The organism is Mesorhizobium sp. C399B, assembly GCF_030323185.1.
GTDB lineage: Bacteria > Pseudomonadota > Alphaproteobacteria > Rhizobiales > Rhizobiaceae > Mesorhizobium.
In genome coordinates this window covers 1,462,046-1,480,214 of sequence record NZ_CP100472.1, presented here as the reverse complement: position 1 = coordinate 1,480,214, position 18,169 = coordinate 1,462,046, and the positions used below count along the sequence as shown (strand labels likewise).

20 protein-coding genes are annotated in these 18,169 nt (G+C 58.0%); 11 read left to right on the top strand and 9 right to left on the bottom strand.

What is annotated here, in order from left to right; all coding sequences use genetic code 11:
• Window positions 1-177: 177 nt before the first annotated feature.
• Both NLY36_RS07005 and NLY36_RS07000 read left to right on the top strand, forming a co-directional pair.
• Complete coding sequence (locus NLY36_RS07005; RefSeq protein WP_023737208.1) at window positions 178-423, top strand: hypothetical protein; 246 nt, start codon at window positions 178-180, stop codon at window positions 421-423.
• 739 nt (window positions 424-1,162) lie between these two features.
• Window positions 1,163-1,510, top strand: a complete 348-nt coding sequence (locus NLY36_RS07000) for a VanZ family protein (RefSeq protein ID WP_023824713.1) — start codon at window positions 1,163-1,165, stop codon at window positions 1,508-1,510.
• A gap of 667 nt (window positions 1,511-2,177) precedes the next feature.
• Here the strand turns inward: NLY36_RS07000 and NLY36_RS06995 are convergent.
• Window positions 2,178-2,450: a hypothetical protein gene (locus NLY36_RS06995; protein WP_023737300.1), complete on the bottom strand. Its 273-nt coding sequence runs from the start codon at window positions 2,448-2,450 to the stop codon at window positions 2,178-2,180.
• On the opposite strand from NLY36_RS06995, the gene NLY36_RS31515 reads away from it, so the two are divergent.
• A complete protein-coding gene (locus tag NLY36_RS31515; RefSeq protein ID WP_348524924.1) occupies window positions 2,393-2,626 on the top strand; it encodes a glycosyl hydrolase 108 family protein in 234 nt (77 codons plus the stop codon). The two genes, NLY36_RS06995 and NLY36_RS31515, sit on opposite strands and share 58 nt — an antisense overlap.
• Before the next feature lie 776 nt (window positions 2,627-3,402).
• Window positions 3,403-4,158 (top strand): Crp/Fnr family transcriptional regulator, encoded by a 756-nt coding sequence (locus NLY36_RS06985; RefSeq protein ID WP_023737297.1) that lies wholly within the window; start codon window positions 3,403-3,405, stop codon window positions 4,156-4,158.
• Window positions 4,159-5,404: 1,246 nt separating this feature from the next.
• Here NLY36_RS06985 and NLY36_RS31720 read toward each other — a convergent pair.
• Window positions 5,405-5,554, bottom strand: coding sequence for a Y4oE-related protein (locus NLY36_RS31720; protein ID WP_488376723.1), 150 nt, complete (start codon window positions 5,552-5,554; stop codon window positions 5,405-5,407).
• Between the two features lie 136 nt (window positions 5,555-5,690).
• Between NLY36_RS31720 and NLY36_RS06980 the strand changes: the two genes are divergently transcribed.
• The 4 genes from NLY36_RS06980 to NLY36_RS06965 all read left to right on the top strand — a co-directional run bounded on the left by NLY36_RS06980 (window position 5,691) and on the right by NLY36_RS06965 (window position 8,227).
• Window positions 5,691-5,900 (top strand): hypothetical protein, encoded by a 210-nt coding sequence (locus tag NLY36_RS06980; protein WP_023824714.1) that lies wholly within the window; start codon window positions 5,691-5,693, stop codon window positions 5,898-5,900.
• A 129-nt stretch (window positions 5,901-6,029) separates the two neighbouring features.
• Window positions 6,030-6,224 (top strand): hypothetical protein, encoded by a 195-nt coding sequence (locus NLY36_RS06975; RefSeq protein WP_156933297.1) that lies wholly within the window; start codon window positions 6,030-6,032, stop codon window positions 6,222-6,224.
• A 369-nt stretch (window positions 6,225-6,593) separates the two neighbouring features.
• The gene (locus NLY36_RS06970; protein ID WP_023737055.1) at window positions 6,594-6,815 is read left to right on the top strand and encodes a DUF768 domain-containing protein; all 222 of its coding nucleotides are present in this window, start codon (window positions 6,594-6,596) and stop codon (window positions 6,813-6,815) included.
• 905 nt (window positions 6,816-7,720) lie between these two features.
• Window positions 7,721-8,227, top strand: a complete 507-nt coding sequence (locus NLY36_RS06965) for a GNAT family N-acetyltransferase (RefSeq protein WP_023737054.1) — start codon at window positions 7,721-7,723, stop codon at window positions 8,225-8,227.
• A gap of 33 nt (window positions 8,228-8,260) precedes the next feature.
• On the opposite strand, the gene NLY36_RS06960 is transcribed toward NLY36_RS06965, so the two are convergent.
• Window positions 8,261-8,698 carry a nuclear transport factor 2 family protein gene (locus NLY36_RS06960; protein ID WP_023737053.1) on the bottom strand — a complete coding sequence of 146 codons (438 nt, stop codon included), beginning with the start codon at window positions 8,696-8,698 and terminating at the stop codon, window positions 8,261-8,263.
• A 1,690-nt stretch (window positions 8,699-10,388) separates the two neighbouring features.
• Between NLY36_RS06960 and NLY36_RS06955 the strand changes: the two genes are divergently transcribed.
• The gene (locus tag NLY36_RS06955) at window positions 10,389-10,583 is read left to right on the top strand and encodes a hypothetical protein (protein ID WP_023697124.1); all 195 of its coding nucleotides are present in this window, start codon (window positions 10,389-10,391) and stop codon (window positions 10,581-10,583) included.
• Between the two features lie 188 nt (window positions 10,584-10,771).
• A complete protein-coding gene (locus tag NLY36_RS06950; protein ID WP_023697125.1) occupies window positions 10,772-10,957 on the top strand; it encodes a hypothetical protein in 186 nt (61 codons plus the stop codon).
• Between the two features lie 170 nt (window positions 10,958-11,127).
• Here NLY36_RS06950 and NLY36_RS06945 read toward each other — a convergent pair whose 3' ends face one another.
• Both NLY36_RS06945 and NLY36_RS06940 read right to left on the bottom strand, forming a co-directional pair.
• Complete coding sequence (locus NLY36_RS06945; RefSeq protein ID WP_155921622.1) at window positions 11,128-11,331, bottom strand: hypothetical protein; 204 nt, start codon at window positions 11,329-11,331, stop codon at window positions 11,128-11,130.
• Window positions 11,332-11,702: 371 nt separating this feature from the next.
• The gene (locus tag NLY36_RS06940) at window positions 11,703-12,074 is read right to left on the bottom strand and encodes a response regulator (RefSeq protein ID WP_023670881.1); all 372 of its coding nucleotides are present in this window, start codon (window positions 12,072-12,074) and stop codon (window positions 11,703-11,705) included.
• 486 nt (window positions 12,075-12,560) lie between these two features.
• Between NLY36_RS06940 and NLY36_RS06935 the strand changes: the two genes are divergently transcribed.
• Window positions 12,561-13,253: a N5-glutamine methyltransferase family protein gene (locus NLY36_RS06935; RefSeq protein ID WP_023697126.1), complete on the top strand. Its 693-nt coding sequence runs from the start codon at window positions 12,561-12,563 to the stop codon at window positions 13,251-13,253.
• A gap of 53 nt (window positions 13,254-13,306) precedes the next feature.
• On the opposite strand, the gene NLY36_RS06930 is transcribed toward NLY36_RS06935, so the two are convergent.
• The 4 genes from NLY36_RS06930 to nadE are packed head-to-tail and all read right to left on the bottom strand — an operon-like array spanning window position 13,307 to window position 18,162.
• Window positions 13,307-13,573 carry an acyl carrier protein gene (locus NLY36_RS06930; RefSeq protein ID WP_023670883.1) on the bottom strand — a complete coding sequence of 89 codons (267 nt, stop codon included), beginning with the start codon at window positions 13,571-13,573 and terminating at the stop codon, window positions 13,307-13,309.
• Window positions 13,574-13,625: 52 nt separating this feature from the next.
• Entirely contained in the window at window positions 13,626-15,182 is a 1,557-nt protein-coding gene (locus NLY36_RS06925; RefSeq protein ID WP_023737051.1) for a class I adenylate-forming enzyme family protein, read from the bottom strand.
• Window positions 15,172-17,199 (bottom strand): asparagine synthase (glutamine-hydrolyzing), encoded by a 2,028-nt coding sequence (gene asnB, locus NLY36_RS06920; RefSeq protein ID WP_023711216.1) that lies wholly within the window; start codon window positions 17,197-17,199, stop codon window positions 15,172-15,174. Before asnB ends, NLY36_RS06925 begins: the two co-directional genes overlap by 11 nt.
• A 6-nt stretch (window positions 17,200-17,205) precedes the next feature.
• Entirely contained in the window at window positions 17,206-18,162 is a 957-nt protein-coding gene (gene nadE, locus NLY36_RS06915; protein WP_023670886.1) for an NAD(+) synthase, read from the bottom strand.
• Window positions 18,163-18,169: the final 7 nt, after the last annotated feature.

Below are 18,169 nucleotides of genomic sequence, written 5' to 3'. Positions count from 1 at the left end.
GCTTTCCGCGTGTAGACAACGAGGCAGCTAGATTGTCTTTATCCACCGTGCCGCACGGTTGGGGAGGCGACCAGAGCCGATGTGAAGGGGACTAGGCAAGCTAATATTCGCTTGCGCTAATTTAAAAGTGCCGTAACGTCATGCTCAGCCTTTTGGGGAGGCGCAACGGTGGGGAGTATGATGAGAGTAGCTGTGTTTTGCGCGGCGATCGTGATCGCTGGGACTGGTGTCGCTGTTGCCAAGGAGAAGAAGGTGGTGGTGAGTGACGCCACGGACCTTTGCTCTACGAAGCACTCGGCCAAGAAGCAGGTGCTCGAGCTGGACTGCAGGCCGACCGGAACCGCCAAATTGCCGGCCGGTGGAACGCCGGAAAAGCCGCGCCTTGGATACGACACCGATCCGTGGCTGGTTAAAGGCCTTTAGACACTAGGCGACGGCAACACAGCGCGGCTAAGGGGATTGTGCGCTGGCGGTGAAGCCTTCATTGTTCTCTCATCGGCGGAACATTGTCGCCTGGAAACGCTTCGGACGGTGCACTGCCCCATCAGTGCAACGTTCCCTTCCTTGTTTGCACTGGCCGGCTGCCGAAAGGTGGCCGGCTTTTTTGTATATAAGCGCAACCTGATGTTTGGAGCTTGTTGATTGGACAGCAGCGAGTGGCCGCTGCTGCGTTAGCGTCCAGGATTGGAATTTGTAAAGGCGAGATCACCAAGGCAGGGATGAACCAGGCTAGCAACGGTTTCGTCTGTTAGCCGCGACGCCGACGAAATTGAATTCAGAAGGGCGTCGGCCGGGCTGCCCAACATCAGGGTGGGCCAAGGCTGGACGGAGTCCGCTCCCGCCCAGCCGTGCCCGGCATGATACGCATCGCACCTGGGCGCAAGCCGTACCAACGGCCCGTCTATTCCGCCGCGCCTTTCGGCAGGAAACCCTCGGCCTCATCACAATGGAGGGCGACATTCGCAGCGCCCTATGGAACCATCCAGAGTGACATAGGCTGTTTTGTGGGACTTACTGGTGACATTAGTAGGCCTGTTAGGCATGTTCGCGCTCGTAGCTCAGATCCAGGTTGGAGCCCTGCCTCGTGCACCAGTATGGGAAGCGAGAACTAGGAACCGGGAGTGCTACGAATAGATTGCCGCAGTGCAGCTTTTTTCAGAGCATGGCAAGGGCTGCCTTTCTCTCCACGTTGGCGGTCGTCCTGCTGCTCGCGCTATTGCCAGACCACTTGCTGCACGCCCTCGGATTGGCCTTTACGTCTCATCACGACAAGCTCAACCACGCCGCCGCGTTCGCCACCTTGTCGGCTTTGGGTAGCCTCGGCTGGCCCCAACAGGTGGTCCGGCTGGCGGTTTTACTTGCTTTAACGGGCGCAGCGATCGAAATCCTTCAATGCGTCACAGAGCGTGACATGAGTGTCTTCGACTGGTTTGCCGACTGCGCCGGCATGGCATACGGGCTGAGAACTATCAGCTGGGTGAAGGAGATTCTAGGCGAACCGGTTATTTGATCGCCACAGGCTCCGCCTTACCGCCGCCGTGTTGGCCCACTTGCCAGCCTCACGCCGGGGCCGCCTTCGATCACCCTCGCTATTGCCATTCAATTCCGACGCAAAGGCCGATCGCAAGGCCATAGTTTTCAGGGCCGCTCACCATTTAGACTTAGGTCCGATTATTTCGCGCAAATGGCCGACGCCGGAAACATTTCTCCTTCTACTTTGTTGCAGTGGCCGTGCCGCTGAGGAGAACATGCACAGTGCCTCTATCAAATGAACTGCGCGACGTACCTATAGAATTCAAATGCCCCTCCTGTTCGTGCCCTATGGTGAGAAGGGGATCCTGGCTGAAAACGATTGCCGGTTTCAACTGCGGTAGCTGCAGGTCCAGAGTGCGGATCGGCTACGAAGAGAAGCTGGCCATATTCGAGCGGCACCTTAAGCGACGTGCGCCAGATCTGGGCCGACGACCAATGGAGTGCGATCCCGGCAACGATTCCTGAGAGTGTCGGAAATTCAAGCTCCAACTGCTTGCGGCTGGTCTTCTGCCGCAAGTCCAACCTTCATCTGGTTGCAAGGTCAGGAGGCTCTTTCGTCCGTACGGAACCGATGATGGCGAGCGGTTTCGATGCGCTCGGAGCACCGAGCAGGTCGACACGTTTCTGGTAGCGACCACCAATCTCTAGCTGACCGCTTCCACGTTCTGACGAGGTGCGAGCAACTTGATCTTCAATAGTCTTTTTCGAGCCAGCATGCTCGCCGCCTCTGCGATACGGTCTCCGTATGCATCGGCGACGAACGATAGCGTCGACAGGTCGATAATGAGGTCGTCGATCGCGCCCGCCAAGACACTGGACCCGCGCCCAAATTGATGCACCAGCGCCCGCACTTCCTTAAGTGCCGTCGAGGCTTCACCCGCATCCAGCAGCGCCTCGATCTCATCGAAAACCTGCATCCCGACCCTCCCGCTTTAAAACGGTGGCAATTTCGCGCGAAAAGAAAGCGCCTGCCAAGGTGCTCACGCGCGAAGGCGGCTATTCAGACAACAAGAAAGACCCTGGTGGCCCAACGATGAAGGGCGTCCATGGAGGGCGTTCAGCGAGACGCAACCGAGATCCGGCGCGACATTAAACGACAGCGATGCTTGAGCCGCGCTCTCTTACGAGCAATCCGAGCAGCGCCCAGCCGCCAGCCGATCGAAGATGTACGCCAAGACCGACAAGCTGGTGCAGCGTTTTGCCAAGGCTGAAGACGCGGTGAAATCCCTCAGAGAAGACATGACCGGGGTGAGGCGGCCACTGCCGAGGTGACCCGGTGGAAGTTGATGGGCATCGGCGCATTGGGCTCACTGCATCGCAGCGGCGGCGCTCGCGTCGCTAGTTACGCCCTATTCGTCTATCTGGCGCGAGCTGCGTGGCGGATCACGAGTTCTATCCGTGCTGCTGAGTCAGCAGAATTCCACACCACCTCCGGATAGGCCGTCTAGATCCGGTAACCGCACATTCTTGAGCACATTGTACGATTGTTACGCAAAGCAGCGGCCGCATCGACTCTCATCATCTTGGAACTACATTGCCACAATGGCTCAGCTCTTTGAATCCGACCCAGTGAACGCTTCATATCAGCTGATCGTGGACCACTATGAGACAGCGGTTTCACTCCAGGAGCGCATTGTCACTCGCGTTCGACAATGCGGTTTGTCAACGAAAAGTGATGACGAATTCCTGGAGCATCTGAACGCCGTCTTAGCGCGGGCGCGCCAAAGGTTGGCTCGGGCCGATCAATGCAATTAAGAATGGGACATCCGCGGTCCGCAGGCATAGAGTGTGCCATCGACGGCAACTCCAAGGGCGTCCGTCGGCTGTGAGCGATCAACATGCTTCCGCCCCCAATAGGGAGAGGGAGCTATGACAGCCTCCAGTTCACAAACTCACACTGCCGCGCAACGCGACACCGGCCAAAATTCGATCTATCGCAATTCGCTGCTGCTTCGAATGTGCTCGGCAGACTTGGCATTGCTGCAACCTCATTTCGAAAGCGTCTCCCTTGGGCTGAAGACGCATCTCGAAGTGGCGGGGTCACCAATCAGCACCGTGTACTTCTTCGAGAGCGGTCTCGGGTCAGTGGTGGGCGAGCTGCGGCCTGGTATCGAAGCTGAGATCGGAATCATTGGTTGTGAGGGCATGACCGGCTCAGCGCTCGTCATGGGCGATGACCGATCAACGCACGATTGTTACGTGCAATTAGAAGCCCGAGCCTTTGGTATAGACGCGGGCCTCTTCAGCAAGGCGCTTTTGACAAGCCCAACCCTGCGAAGTTTTCTGCTCCGCTACGTTCACTACTTTCACCTCCAGGCAAGCTTCACCGCGCTCAGCAATGCCCGGATGAACATCGTCGACAGGCTCTCAAGATGGCTGGTGATGTGCGATGATCGCGTCGACGGGAACAGCTTTGCGATTACGCACGAGTTCTTGTCAGTTATGCTCGGTGTCAGGCGGCCCGGCGTCACCATAGCGCTGCAAACCTTGGAGGGCCAAGGTCTGATACGCTCAATGCGAGGAGAGGTAGTCATTCTTGATCGCGCGCGTCTAATTGCGCTGGCTGATGGGTCATATGGCAGGGCTGAAGCCGAATACGCTCGGCTAGTCGGCAAACTGCATTGACGGCAGACGCCGCGCCCGTGCACAGTGCCTGCAACAGAGCCCGCCGGCTGAGCCACGGGTGTTTTTGCGTCAGGCGGGAACATTCCCGCTCTGAGGCTGTTTGGCCACAATCGGCTCGTTCTTCAGCGGTCCGTGCCGGTGACCAAGATGCGTCCCTCACTCGTCATGGTCGGCCCGCGCAGCCTCGGAAGCAGGCGCGGGCCATCCCATCAAGCCCTAGCCCCACGGCAGGGGCTTTTTGCTGTGCGGATCTGATGCGTTCCTGGCGGGAGTAAACGCTGTCGCTCCGTACCGAGGTGAGTTCCTCCCGGAAATGATGCATGAGCGCTCGCTCTTCCGCCAGACATGATCGGAGCGACCGTGCCATTTCGATACAAAGTGATGATTCTATTGGGTAATCTTTGCTCATCGTCGCATTCAAACTCGCGCTGAGTCTGTTTGTTCCATGGGCAAGAGCGCCTAGCTATTGAAAACCGAGCGACTTCTTTCGTTTGCCGCTTTAGGTATTGCGCAAGAGCAACACCTAAACGTGAGTTATCGCGACCTCGGCGCCTCTGGTTGACAATCGTGGCGGCCTCACTGCATTTTCGCGTTGAGGGACAAACGTGGGGATCCTGCCTGAAGAAGCCTTATCAGAAGCCTGAATTGAAGAAGCGCGAGAAGCTCTCGGCCGTAACGGCTGTGTGCACGCTATCAACCTGCACCGATGAGTGAGAACCTTTAGGCCCAAGGCGTTTTGCCGAATTCACACTAGAGAGGGACTGCAGTGAAGAAAGAATACAGGAAGCCGGTACTGACCAAACGTGGGCGTCTCAGCGCGGTGACGGCGGGAGGGTTACCTAGTGTTATTGTCTTGCCGCCTGAGCCCCTATGACCCAACGAGTGCCCTGCAACACAAGCCCGCTGGCCTCGTCGGCGGGCTTTTCATTTGCTTTAGGAACAACGCGTAAATGGATAAGTTGGTCCACCGCAGCGCTCGGTGAGGATGCCTTACCACTGCCGACCGGCGGCAAAGGGTCCGGCCCGCGCTTTCCTTCCTAGTGTGACGTGGCCCTGAAGGCTGCCAAGTTCTTCCTGCCTCACTGATCCAGTTCAAGCGGATCGTGATCTGGTTGCTCGTGCCACATCACCTGGCGGAAATCGCGTTTCGACCTGCTGACCGCAGATCGGGCATGCGTGAGATCGATCGTCCCCGTCCTGCGGTTGGTGTGGCTTGCCGGGGATAGGCGGTCCAAGGTCGGCTATTCTAGTCATGCTCGACCGAACACGATGCTGCGCAAAGTTCCGTCAGTCTGCTCAGTTGGTGAAAGAAATCGCACCAAAAGCGGTAGTCATCTGGTCGACCGTCGAAATGAGCCTCCAAAGCGCAGTGCGCTACGGCGTTCGCCGCTTCCATCCATAGAGTTCGATCTCAGATTGATCTCGGTCGACGAGATCGGCAATCTTCAAAGCGGCAAAATCAGCGCTCCGCATCGCGAGCCTCCGTGGACCAAATATTCCCAACCCCTAAGGGGTGACTATATGATCTCCTCATGACAACTCTGCGGTACGATATAAGGCGAGAACCGGATCGGACGTGGACGGTGTTCGACGTGTTCACCGGGCTCCCGGCTATTGTAGCGGGCCACGCATCTGTCGACCTTCCCGACATGGAGTATGCCGAAGAGCTGGCCGCCATCCTGAATGCCGACGACCTGAAGCAGAGGCTATCTCACGGTAGGTTCCCCGGAGGGTTCGCCTGACTGAAGTGGCATTAGCCCCGTCGTATTGCCCATCCAGGATGGTTCGTCCGGTCCGAACAAGCAACTGTTATTGATCTACCGACTATGACGGTCTTAAGTCGACTTACCATTGCTTTTCGTAGGGTGGACGTGACGGGCAACGTGGTGCCAATGTGCAAGGACGCGCCTTGCCTAGAAGTGGTCGGAGCCAGTGGCGAATGGGTGGTCCGCATCATTGAAACTGACCAGGAAATTACACGATCATTCGGCCTGGAATCGTTCGCGCTGTCCTTCGCGGAAGGCCAGCGGATACGCCTGCATCTCGACAAGGTTGTGCGGCTTTAGGACCCTCCTGCGGCTGGGTAACCTCAGAGCCGCGACGGTGATGGCCGATGGATGTGCTTGAACAAGAAATTGCCGATCTCCTGCATTGCCGACATATGCTGGTAATCCGCTAAAACCAAAGAAGGAGGCGATCTAACCCGATCGCGCCAACCAAGGCCAACACATAGGCGATAGCAATTCCTACAATCGCTGGGAGAACGAAAATGGCCGACGCCATGGTTGGGGAACCCGGGTGGGTAGGCGCCGGCCACAAGCGGAACAGGCCCGCCGCGCCACACACATCGCTGATTTGTCATGAGGTGGTTATGGTGTGATCGCGTAAGAGCTTAGATGACCGGAACCTAATAAACGCAGCGCGCTTATCTGCTCATGAGCACGCGCGGCGCAAACTTTCTGCAGAAGTGGATTTCGAACAAGGTCCCCAATACCGTCGGTTCCGGTATAATCTCCGTTGCCGAGCTGACCCAAGAGCTTTTCGCCGATGCTAAAGCGCTCGGCATCAAAACCACAGAGATCGAGGAAGATAGCGGCAGCGCCTACGAAGCGGTCCTCAATGCGATCGTCCGTCGCAACGACCACCTGGCAAACTGACCATGTCACGCTGCTAAGGGCGAGATACAGCGATAGAACAGGTCTTCCTTTGTTTGGCAGCCCTGTATTCAGCTTCCCACGGCAACGCGTGGAAGTCGGGCTTGTGCCCCGCCTCACGGTAGTCAGCCTGAGTGAGGTAACTTGCTTTGTCCCGCTCCACAACGCAAACAAACGGCGGATTCCCCGGGCACCTATAAACGCCTACAGCTTTTTCCATGCGACAGGTGTGCTACGGGTGCTCGAAGATGTCGTCCTTCATTGCGATGACAGAACAACACAGAAGATCGGGTGGCCCGTATTGTCGGCCCGGAACCCTGTAGGCGGACTGTAGGTGGGGGGCGGACGCAAAGGCACTCCGTTGGTCTGCGCTAATCTCGCTGCGGACCGAAACGGTAGGGGGCGCGTGGTGAATCGGTAAACTGGCGGAAGATTGCGGCATCGCGAACTGCTGAAGCGCCTTCGTCAACGTTATCGCGACGACATGGCGGAAGGGTGGAGAGGATGCCGGCCCAATTCCTGTTGGCGTTTCGGCTTTTCAGGCCGACGTAAACACCCGGCAGAGTGTCCCCAAATCCGTGGCCGAGAGCGATATCGGGCCGTCGTCGTTCTCTTTCCCGTTTGTAGAGATCGGCCATTCTTAAGGGTGAGCGGTTTCTTCGCATCGTAGCAAGAAACGGTCAAGGATGAACCAGCCAAAGGCGGACCGGCTCGCCTGTCAGCCGCCGCGTCTACACAGCTGAGCTCAGGAGGGCGTCGGCCCGGCTACCCAACAGTGAGAATTCTTTCGATCGGCGTGGTTCCGGGTTAAGGTTCCTCTCCGAATTAGGGGGCAGGCCCATACGGAATTTGCCAATTCTGTTTCAAACAGTAACTTCTGCTTTGTGTCGCTTTTGGGAGGCGTCTAGATGGTCATTGACATTTTACTGGTTGCCCCGACCGATCTCCATCGGGTCCGGGACCTTGCCCTGGTCATCTGGCAGGCCCACTATACACCCCTGATCGGCGCAGACCTGGCGGCGGGCATCGTAGCCGATATCTATTCCATGCCCAGTCTCTACGCGGACATGCACGAGCGACGGCAAAGCTATTGGATTATTACGACAGACGGGAAGGATGCAGGTTATGCCTCCGCGTATGTCCAAGGCGGAACCCTGTGGATCAAGAAGCTGTATCTGCTGCCTGAAACCCGAGGGCTGGGATTGGGCAAACTCCTGATCGAGACAGTTCGCAACTACTTCGGCGTAGGGTATCCGCAAGCGCTCTTTGTCGCTGAAAAGAACCAATCCGCGATCGATTTCTACCGTTCCCAGGGGTTTTCGATCGAGCGTCTGGAGCCTGTAATGATGGGTCCACACCAATTCCACGACTACTTGATGACCAGAGCGGGTTTACCGGACGCAGCAGGAAAATAATGGCGCGTCACCCGGCTGGCGGCTATCGGCTCATTAATCCAAGATATCTGTGGGCAGGCTCGTGTCCTCCCCTGCCTTGTCCCAAGCCTGCGCCGCAATCTTCCAGTTGCCCTGATCCTTCACCAAAAGCATCATTTCAACCACTCGCTCCAAGTTGATCTCGTTTTCGACATTCTCACAGGCGATAACTGCCACTGCTACATTGCCAAACACCTGTATCTTGCTGCCGAGAACCCTTTCATCAAGCGACAACAGGTCGCTTCCTGCGAGAGAACTCATTCGCTTGATGAACGCGGGGATGGATTGGGGCCGGGCCGGCCGCGATGAAGGAAACATTTGCGCATCCGGAAAAAAATCGGATCGGAATTTCTCCCAGTCGGGCTCGCCCGCCGCCTTCCAACTCATGCTTGCAAACTGGCGCGAGATCAGAGCCCGTATGGCGTTACAGTCGCTCTCAACCGTTGTGTCCATTGCAGAAACCTCCTCAGATCATACTCAGGGGTTAGCAGAGGCTTCCCGGGCCGATTGGAAGGCTGCACCCTTTGCGATAGCTGCTCCAAACCTGGTCCAATAATATGCTTTCCGCAACATCATTGGCATGCCATCCGAAACAGAACCGCTTTCTCCTGTTCTAGAACAAAGGTTGCATTACAATTGATGCCGGTGGGGACAAACGCATCCGTGATTGGATCCCCGCAGGAGGGCAGCTTCGATCTGCCGCCAGCTAACAGTGGACGTTCAGCTCTCGGCCCCAAATCAGCATCGGCAAAGCTCGATTTGCACTATCCGGGCCCAATCCGGTCAAAATCGGTTTTTGTCACTGATCTATGCTACAGACGTGCTACCTTTGATAAAAATAAGCCAACGAAATCAACCGTTAAGGCGACGGGGCGTTGCGTCTCTTCGGGCGCGCCACTTTTCGCCACAAGTCGCTTGAGGCTTGCATCCCGGTACTCGGGCTTTCTCGTGAGAGAAACCCATGACGAAAGCTCGTCGCTCAGGCTCAGGTCGACGACCCGCATCGCCGGCGTGCACGATTTGACTGCTCGCGGCCGGGTAGTTCGCTTGGTCGTGGTGTAAAACAGCGGTTTAGAATGTTGGTGTTATTGTTGGTATCAAGCGCTACGGCGAGATATTAACTACAGGAAATCGCGAAACTAAATTGCGATAATGTGGGTTTCTCCGGGCCCACCAGTCGCCTTGGTGCACAAAGCTTTGCGTCGAGGGTAGACAACCTGGTTAGACAGTCGGTTAGACAAACCGCTTCAGAAGCTTCGCCATGCCATCCACGGCGAGCCGCTCCTGCTCCGTCCTTGCTGTAAAGCTCTACGTGGTCCAGGTCGTCGTGGCCGAGAATGCCTGCCGATTGTTTCGAGGTCGCGCCCTCCTTGGCCAGGTACTTCCCCAGCGTCTTCCGAAGTCCATGCAGCGTGCAGCCGGGCCCCATGCCCGCCATCTTGGTTCAGTGCGCCATCATGCCGGTCAGCGACCTCTCCGAGAAGGAATTGCCGTAGGCGTTCAAAATCACCGTGTCGGCCGAGCCCCAATGCTTCGGTGAGCACATAGGTGATCTTAGCGGACTTCAAATGCGATCCGCTGCTCACTAATTACTTGATCCCGTAAATTACATGATCACGTACCGACTTTTTTATTGAAATCCCGAATTCGGTGGCCTTATAAGACCGATGTTGCCATTGCTCGTAGGTCGGCTGTGATGGATAACGTGGTTCCATTCCGCAAGGCCGTGCCTTGCGTCGAAGTGACAGAAACCTGCGGCGAATGTTCGTCCGCGTGGTTGAGAAAGATCAGGAAATTGCCAGGTCATTCAATCAGGAATCGTTCGCGTTGTCCTTTGCAGAAGGCCAGCGGATACGCCTAGGGCTAGCGAAGGTCGTGCGCCTGTAGGGCGCTGTGGGGCGGCATTGTAGGCATTCAAGCATGAGCGGAACCTAATTTGCAGCCGCAAATTAATGTCCAATGAATGAACTCCCAAACCGGAAAAAACTCGTGCCTGACCCTCAACCTCGGCGGGGCTCCAACAAAGGTGTGTTGCTAGCGGCTGCAGCGCTGCTGTTTGCCTTTCTCGCTCTTATTCTGTTTGGTTTTTTTCAGTAAGTGCGCGCGGCGCCGGCTTCCCAGAGAGGGCAGAGCACCTGCCGACGTGATCTTCGATCCGCTCGCGTCCTTGCGGCGGGGCGACTATCCAAGCCGGCTCGGTTCGTCGCTCCTGACGGGTTCGGCGGTCCCACCACAGCAGGATGATCATTCGGCAATTCTTGGCAGCGCCGGTATTCAACTCACGCCCAAAGCGATTGAATTGAAGCTGGCCGTCGATGTCGTGACTGACGCAGCATGAGCCGAACAGGCGAGGCAAGCGCAAGCCTTGGGGCCCAACCTCAGACAGACGAAGCACGCTCGTGCAGTCTGGAGACAGCGCAACGAGTTATTCATTCGGGCGCCTTCGCATCACCAGCGGAACGAAAGAGTTAACTGGCGATTTACTAGGGAAGGATTGCAGGACGGAAAACATTGAGGATTGCTGCCATGACAATGTTGTTCGAACCACTCGACTCTGAAGGTTACAAGCGCAGTGTGGTCTACCATGCCGCACGCTTGTCCATGCTCCACAACCGAATGCTGAAGCGTTTCGAGAAGGTCGATAAAGCGGCTGAAAAGGTTGAAGCCGAGGTGGAGCTATTTGATGAAGCTGTTCGCACTCTTTACGAATGAGTGGCATGTTGACCGCCGGCGTTCCTGCTAGCGCGTATACGGGCGCGGGTCACCGTTGCCCACCAGGCGATGTCGCGCCGCGTATTTGGGCTTGATAAGCATGATCTAATGTATACGATTCACCCAGCCGGCCTGGCTCCCCCGCCATCGGGCCGGTCAGGCCCGACGGTTCAACGCACCACCCCAAACGACTGTCGGGCCGCCAGGACGCTCACTGCGCAGCCGGGTTCATGCTTTGCCTTTTTTTCTCGAAAAGCGCGAGCTTGGTCATATAACCAATTCTGATTTTTGCATGGCATTGGGTGCAGTTGAAGTTGGATATCACCTTCAACCACGATCCCTTTTTTATGATGACATGAGAACAGTTTGGACATTCCAGTTCCAGGTACTCGTCCCCCATATCGTTTGAAATCGGCACTACGACACTCCCCAACAGTTGCCCGTGAAACTTGCGCTTCGAGATCGGCCGGCACCTCCGTGCTCAAACCCCGAACGTGGGTCCTTGGCAGATGTTCCGCAATCCGACCTCTGGCGACCGGGATCGGACCTAAGTCCAAATCGCCGCCAACAGGCCGAGAAGTGGAACCCCGGCGGATGCTTTTTGAACGCTGAATTTCCGTCCTCGCCGGTCGTAGTCCGCCGTCCTCATGGCCAAAGCGCCAATGTTGCCCTTTGTGAGACTGACCTCGTCCGGCCTACCAGGTCGCCAGGGCGCAACTCCGGTAATAATGCGGCGGAGCGAATGTCAGCGCGAAGCTGTGCGCAGGGACGCCAACTCGCTGACAGCAGCAAGGATGACAGCATCGGTTGCCGGCTTCGGCAGGAATCTGCAGTCGCGGAAAGCCGCGGGAACGTCGGCGGGGCCAAATCCCGACAAGAAGGCAAAGGGGATGCCTCGCGCCTGCAATATCCTCGCCACCGGTAGACCCGTTTCACCGTTCAGCTGGATGTCTAGCAACGCCACGTCAATCTTGTCCGATTCGACAAGACGCAGAGCGGCGGATACCGACGGCACAGGTCCGACCACCTGATAACCGGCGCGACGCAGCCGCGCGGCAGTGTCCTGCGCGACTAGCCATTGATCCTCAACAATCAGAACACTCACGCTTTCGCTCACGGCCCCTCTCTGCGATTGACCGGAAATGAGATGTCGATCCGAGACCTTCGGACAGTTGTTTCGACATGTCCGCAAACCTATAGGTAACCTCTCCATGCAGCAAGGTGAGGCTGATGCTGGAGCGGAGGCGCTTCCACCGACCACTTGCTGAATTACCGGAGCCGAAGATTAGCGCGTCAATGGAACTGCGGTCCGCGCCTCCGCTCCATCAGAGTTGGATAGGCGTTTACCCCTCTCCACGATCCACAAAATCTAAAAGCCGCCGTACCGCGCCATTGGCTCTTCAAAGCATGAGCAGCACCTCTCTCTCCATCTTGGGCGACCTGAGATTGCAATCGGTCAATGAGCGTCAGAAGTGCGATGCACCGAGTTTGTGCCTGCAGTTTTTCGAAGGAAAGGCTTGAGAATTCATGATTTCGGAGCAGGTTTGGCTGGCGCATGAGCGCCGCAGATCTATACTGGGGAGATCAAGCGATGGGGTCGGCCATGAGCAAAGAGTTCAGTGTAGCTGATGCCTATGGCGCCGGCCGCGCCATGTTCATGGGACTTGAACTGCTGGTTTCGCCCGGTGCGCTCGTCCCCAGACCTGAGACCGAGTTGCTCGGCAAGACCGCGCTTGGTGTGTTGCATCAGATGAACCTGCCGGCTCCGCGCATAGTTGATATGTGCTGCGGCACTGGGAATCTGGCGTGCGCGATCGCCTACCATGTGCCCAGCGCCCTTGTCTGGGCAAGCGATCTCACCGATGAATGCGTCGAAACGGCACGCCGCAACACCTCACATCACGGCATGGCTGAGCGTCTTTCGGTGCTTCAGGGCGACTTGTTCGACTCTCTCATCGGCCTTGGGCTAGACGGAACTATCGACGTAATCGTCTGCAATCCGCCTTACATTTCTGAAAAGCGGCTCGAGGGCGACCGCGCCCATCTGATCGAGCTTGAGCCGCGCGAGGCGTTCGCAGCCGGCCCTTACGGCCTGAGCATTCATATGCGCGTACTGAAAGACGCACCGCGATACCTGCGGCGTGGCGGCATCCTGCTCTTCGAGGTCGGGCTTGGCCAAGACCGACAGGTAGCGGGTCTGCTGGAACGCAGCAAGGCATTCGAGAACATCCGTTCGGTCTCGAACGAAGCGGGCGAGGGCCGGGTGGTTCTGGGGCAAGTCAAGTCGCAGGCATGAATCCTGCGACAGTCAGACCAAATACGGGCTGCTCTGGGCGTAACGCTTACCCATCAGTTCATTTTGCGGATGATGTATTGCTCGATCCCCTGGATGGAATCGAGGTTTTCAGGCAGAAGTTCGCTATCCTCGACGGTAATGCCAAAGGTCTCCTCGATGAAGCCGATAATCTCAAGCACACCCGTCGAGTCGACAATGCCTTGATCGAGCAAGGATGCGTCATCCAGCAATGCCTTGACGTCGCTGACGTAGAAATTTGAAACCAAGAAACTACGAATCTGCTCGCTGTAGATTCCGGTGCGTTCCTTGATGGTCAACATGAATTCGTCCTCCCTAACGACAGCATTAACGCGACTTGGTTCTGGCCCCGCATCATGACAGCGCCGTTTTCTTGAGTTTTCCCGTGTCCGTCATCGGCAGGTTCGCCACAACGACGATGGATTTCGGAACCATGAAGTTTTCCAGACGCTTCTGGCACTCCTTCTGCAGTTCCCTTTCGCCAATGGCTCTTCCATGCTCCATCACCACAAAGGCTTTCACCGCTTGCCCGAGGAGCTCGTCGGGAACACCGATGACGGCCGCTTCCCGGACTCCTGGAATGTCCATGAGTACGTTTTCCACTTCCCTTGGCGCCACCTTCTCGCCTCGCGACTTTATGATCTCATCCCCACGGCCAACGAAGTAGAGGTAACCCTCCGTATCCATCCGGCAGTAGTCGCCGGTGTATAGGACTTGCTCGCCTGGCAGCGGGCCGGGTTTGAGTCTCCTGGCCGTTGCCTCGGGCTTGCCCCAATACCCGTTCATCACCGTTGCGCCGCGAATGACGAGTTGGCCGACAACGCCGGGGCCTATCCGCCTGTCATGCTCGTCAACGATCCACATCTCCGTATTCGGGATTGCGATCCCTACGCTCAATGGCTTTCGCTCGAGGTCCTCTGGCGGCAAATAGGTGCAACGTTTGCATTCGGTGAGACCGTACATCGAATAGATGCGTGCACCCGAAAACAGCTCGCGAAGCATGAAAATATGCTTGAGGGGTAGGGCTGCCGCAGTGTTTGTGACGTAGCGGATGCTCGAGAAATCCTGGTCTTTGAGGGACCTGAGTTCGGAGAGTGCGGCAAAGATTGTGGGCACGCCGGGAAAGCCCGTAACCCCCTCCTGCCTGATCAACCCGAGGATCTGTGCCGGGAAAGCGAACGAGCGTTCGAGCACCAGCCGGGCGCCGGTACGAAAAGCCATGATCATCTGGTACAGTCCATAGTCGAAGGCGAGGGGTAGGACATTGAGGATCACCTCGTCCTCGGCAATCGCCAGGTAGGAAGCGATAGACGCGCACGCGGTCATCATGTTTCTGTGCGTCAGCATCACGCCCTTGGGTTCGCCCGTCGACCCGGACGTGTAGATGATGGCTGCCAGATCAACATCGATGCACTGCCGTGCCGGCGGCGTATCCGCGCCATTGGCGAGGGCGGCGTCCCAGCGCACGGCAAACGGCAGCTGGGCGAGTTCGACATCGTCGATCGGTCCCGATACGATCACCCGCAGAAGTGACGGGCAGCCGCGCGCCGGTTCGCGGAAGATCGCGTGCAGATGGCCGTCCGTGATGAGCGCCGTCGGCCGGCAGTCGTTGAGCAGATAATGGAGCTTGTCGCTCTTGGTGAGCGGGTTGACGATGCACACCACCGCATTCGCCTTTAGCACCGCCCAGAAGCTAACCACCGTCTCGACGGTGTTGTCGGCGAAGATCATCACGCGATCACCGCGAACGACTCCGCATGCGGCCAGGTCCCGGGCGATCGCGTTGGCTCGCGTTTCGAGTTCGAGGTAAGTGACACGCTGCTTGTTGCACACCAGCGCCACCTTACTTCCGTGTCGGACGGCGGAATGGGCGAGGTAGTCATGCAGCAGTGGTACGGCATCATGCAACATACAGGCGCTCTTCCCGATGTTCGCAGTCGACGTCGACGCTGAGCGTGCATTCGAGCGTTGCACTGGGACAACCCGCGACGAACTGCTGATGAAGAAGTTGGGTCGACAACACGCCGACCAGCGCCATGTTGTCGGCATTGGACAGGTCGCCATCGCCAGTTCTGGCCTGGCATTTGGCAAGCAGGTGCGTGACCGCCTTTGGATCGAAGACATTCGCCTCGCGCAGGGCCGCCTGCGAAACCGCCTCGCGAGCGTAATCCGGAGCGTCTGCGCCGACGAAGCAAAGCGCGTTGGGCGCGCGGAAGGGCTGCTTCTTGCGGGCTACGATCTCGGAGGGCAGGATGGGTGCCGCCATGCGCTTCAGCACGTGCTTCTCATCGAGGCCGCGGAGTTTGAAGGAGGGCGGCAGCGAATTCGCGAGCCTCACAAGTTCATCGTCCAGGAACGGGAAGCGGCCCTCGACGGAGTGAGCCATCAGCATCCTGTCGCCTTGCGAGGAGAGCAGATAGCCCGACATCAGTGTTTGGACCTCGAGATACTGGTCCTGCGCAAGAGGGCCCCAACGGGCAAACTGCGCGGGCAGACGGGCGAGCAACTCGGACACGGCGTCGCGGCCCTGCGTTTGAGCGCGCATGTCGGTCGTAAACAAGCGCTTGATGGCCCTGGTGGTTTGCCAGCGCGTTTCATGAGCAAAGCCCGGCGCGTCGTAAGCCTGAATATTTCGCCCGAAGAACTGACGCGCCATCGCCTGCTGTTGCACCGGCGAGCGGGTGAGATAGGGGTAAAGGCGTTCCAGGAGCCGAGAGCGGCGTGTCGATGTCGGGTGGCGCCCCCAGAAGCGGCGGACCTTGCCTTCGCGGAACAGGTCGTAGCCGGCGAACATTTCGTCAGCGCCTTCGCCGGTCAGCACGACCTTGATGCCACGCTCGCGCACCAGGCGCGAGAGCAGGAAGAGCGGCGCCGGGGCAGTCCTCAGTATCGGGCGTTCGGTGTGTTGGATTACCTCCGGAAAGATTCCGGCGATATCTCTGCGCGAAACGACCACTTCATGGTGCTCACTGCCGATCGTCTCGGCAACCATTCGCTGGAAGCGGGTCTCGTCATATTCGGCGTCGGCAAAACGCAAGGAGAAGGTTTGGAAGCGATCGCCCGCGAAGCGCCTCGCGAGCGCGGCCACAAGCGAACTGTCCAGCCCTCCGGAGAGGTAGCACCCGACAGGCACGTCGGCCCGCACCATTCTGAGCGCCGTCGCGGCCTCAAGAGCGCTAGACACGCCGTCCACCGCGTCGTTGGAGGACCCGGGGAACTCGCCCTGCCGCGATCCGAAATTGTCGGGATAGGAAGGCTGCCAAAAAATCCGCTCACGAAAGGTGCCATCCTGATAGATGCGGACACGACCCGGCTCGAGTTCGTTGATTCCGTGGAAAACTCCTTGCGGCGGAACGACCGTCCAGAGCGTGAACGTCTGATCGATGCCGGCGGGATCAAAGGCGCGAGGGATGGTTCGATCGGCCGCGAAAATGGCTTTCACTTCGCTGGCGAAATAAAGCCGGTGCGCATGCTCGCTGAAATACAGCGGGCAAATGCCGAAGCGGTCGCGCGACAATACGAGACGATTGGCCACTGAATCCCAGATTGCAATTGCCCATTGGCCGTTCATCCGCTCGAAGGCCGTTTCTCCCCACTCACGATAGGCGTGCAGCGCGACCTCCGTGTCGCTGCGGGTTCGGAAGCGGTGGCCGAGCGCCGTGAGTTTTTCACGCAATTCGACGTAGTTGAATATCTCGCCGTTGAACACGATCCACGTCGTATCGCCTGTATCCGCCATCGGCTGCTGGCCACCGGAAAGATCGATGATGGACAGGCGCACATGCGCCAGCCCCGCGCGTCTGTCCCGGTAGAGACCGCGCCCGTCGGGCCCGCGATGCGCCAGCGCGCCCATCATCTGCATCAGCGCCTGCCGCGAAGGAGAAGCCGCTGTGGCATTCAGCGCCACGATTCCACCGATGCCGCACATGCTCGGTCAATCTCCGCCTTCCGCGGACAGCAAAGGCCGCGCGTGAAGATAGTGGGCCGCCCTTCGTTTCGCTTCGATGTCCTTGAACACTTTCTGAAGCTGGGGCTCGGTGAGGCCAGCAACCGCCGCGAGCTCATTGCTGGCGACCCCGTGGTTCAGGCCGTAGAGGCATAGATCCATCAGGTGATAGGGCAGCGCGAAATAGAATTCTTCCTGGCTTTGGGTCATGGAAAAGGTGTCGGTGGTCGGTGGCCGCTGCCGGATTTCATCATCCACCTCGAGATATTCCGCGAGTTGATAAACCTGGGTTTTGTAAAGGTGAACGATCGGCATCACGTCGGCGGCTCCGTCGCCCTGCTTGACGAAAAAGCCCTGGTCGTACTCGAGGCGATTTGGAGTGCCGACAACCGCGTATTTGAGGCGGTCGGCGTGATAGTATTCCGTCATCTTGCGCAGGCGCTGCTTGTAGTTTGTCGCAGCAACGATCTGCAGATAGGCAGCTGGCGGCAGACGCACGGTATCTACTTTACCCTGCGGATCCTGGACCGTGAGGCGGGTTATATTGAGCCCGCTGCTCTCCAGAACCGACGCGATCACCAGCTTGCATTTCCACCCTTCCCCATAGTCGGGAACGACGGTCTGGATCGCATCGATCTGCCGGCGGTAGGCCCCAATGGCCTCCAGTGCCGGTGCTATGTCCTCAAGGACGCTTTCAATGCCAAGCTGTGCCGCGACGCGGCGGCCAAGTCTCAGGGAGTCGCCGGAAGAATCCCGCTCCGGCATGAACAGTCCCAGGACCTTGTCTTTCCCGAACGCGCGCATGCACAAGGTCGCGACGACGGAGCTGTCGATACCGCCGGAAAGACCGACAACCACGCCGCGACGATGCAGGGTGCCGAGAACCTGAGTGCGCAAGGTGTCAACGATGCGATCGACCTCCGCGCGGGCATCGAGCGTCAGCATGTCCTTG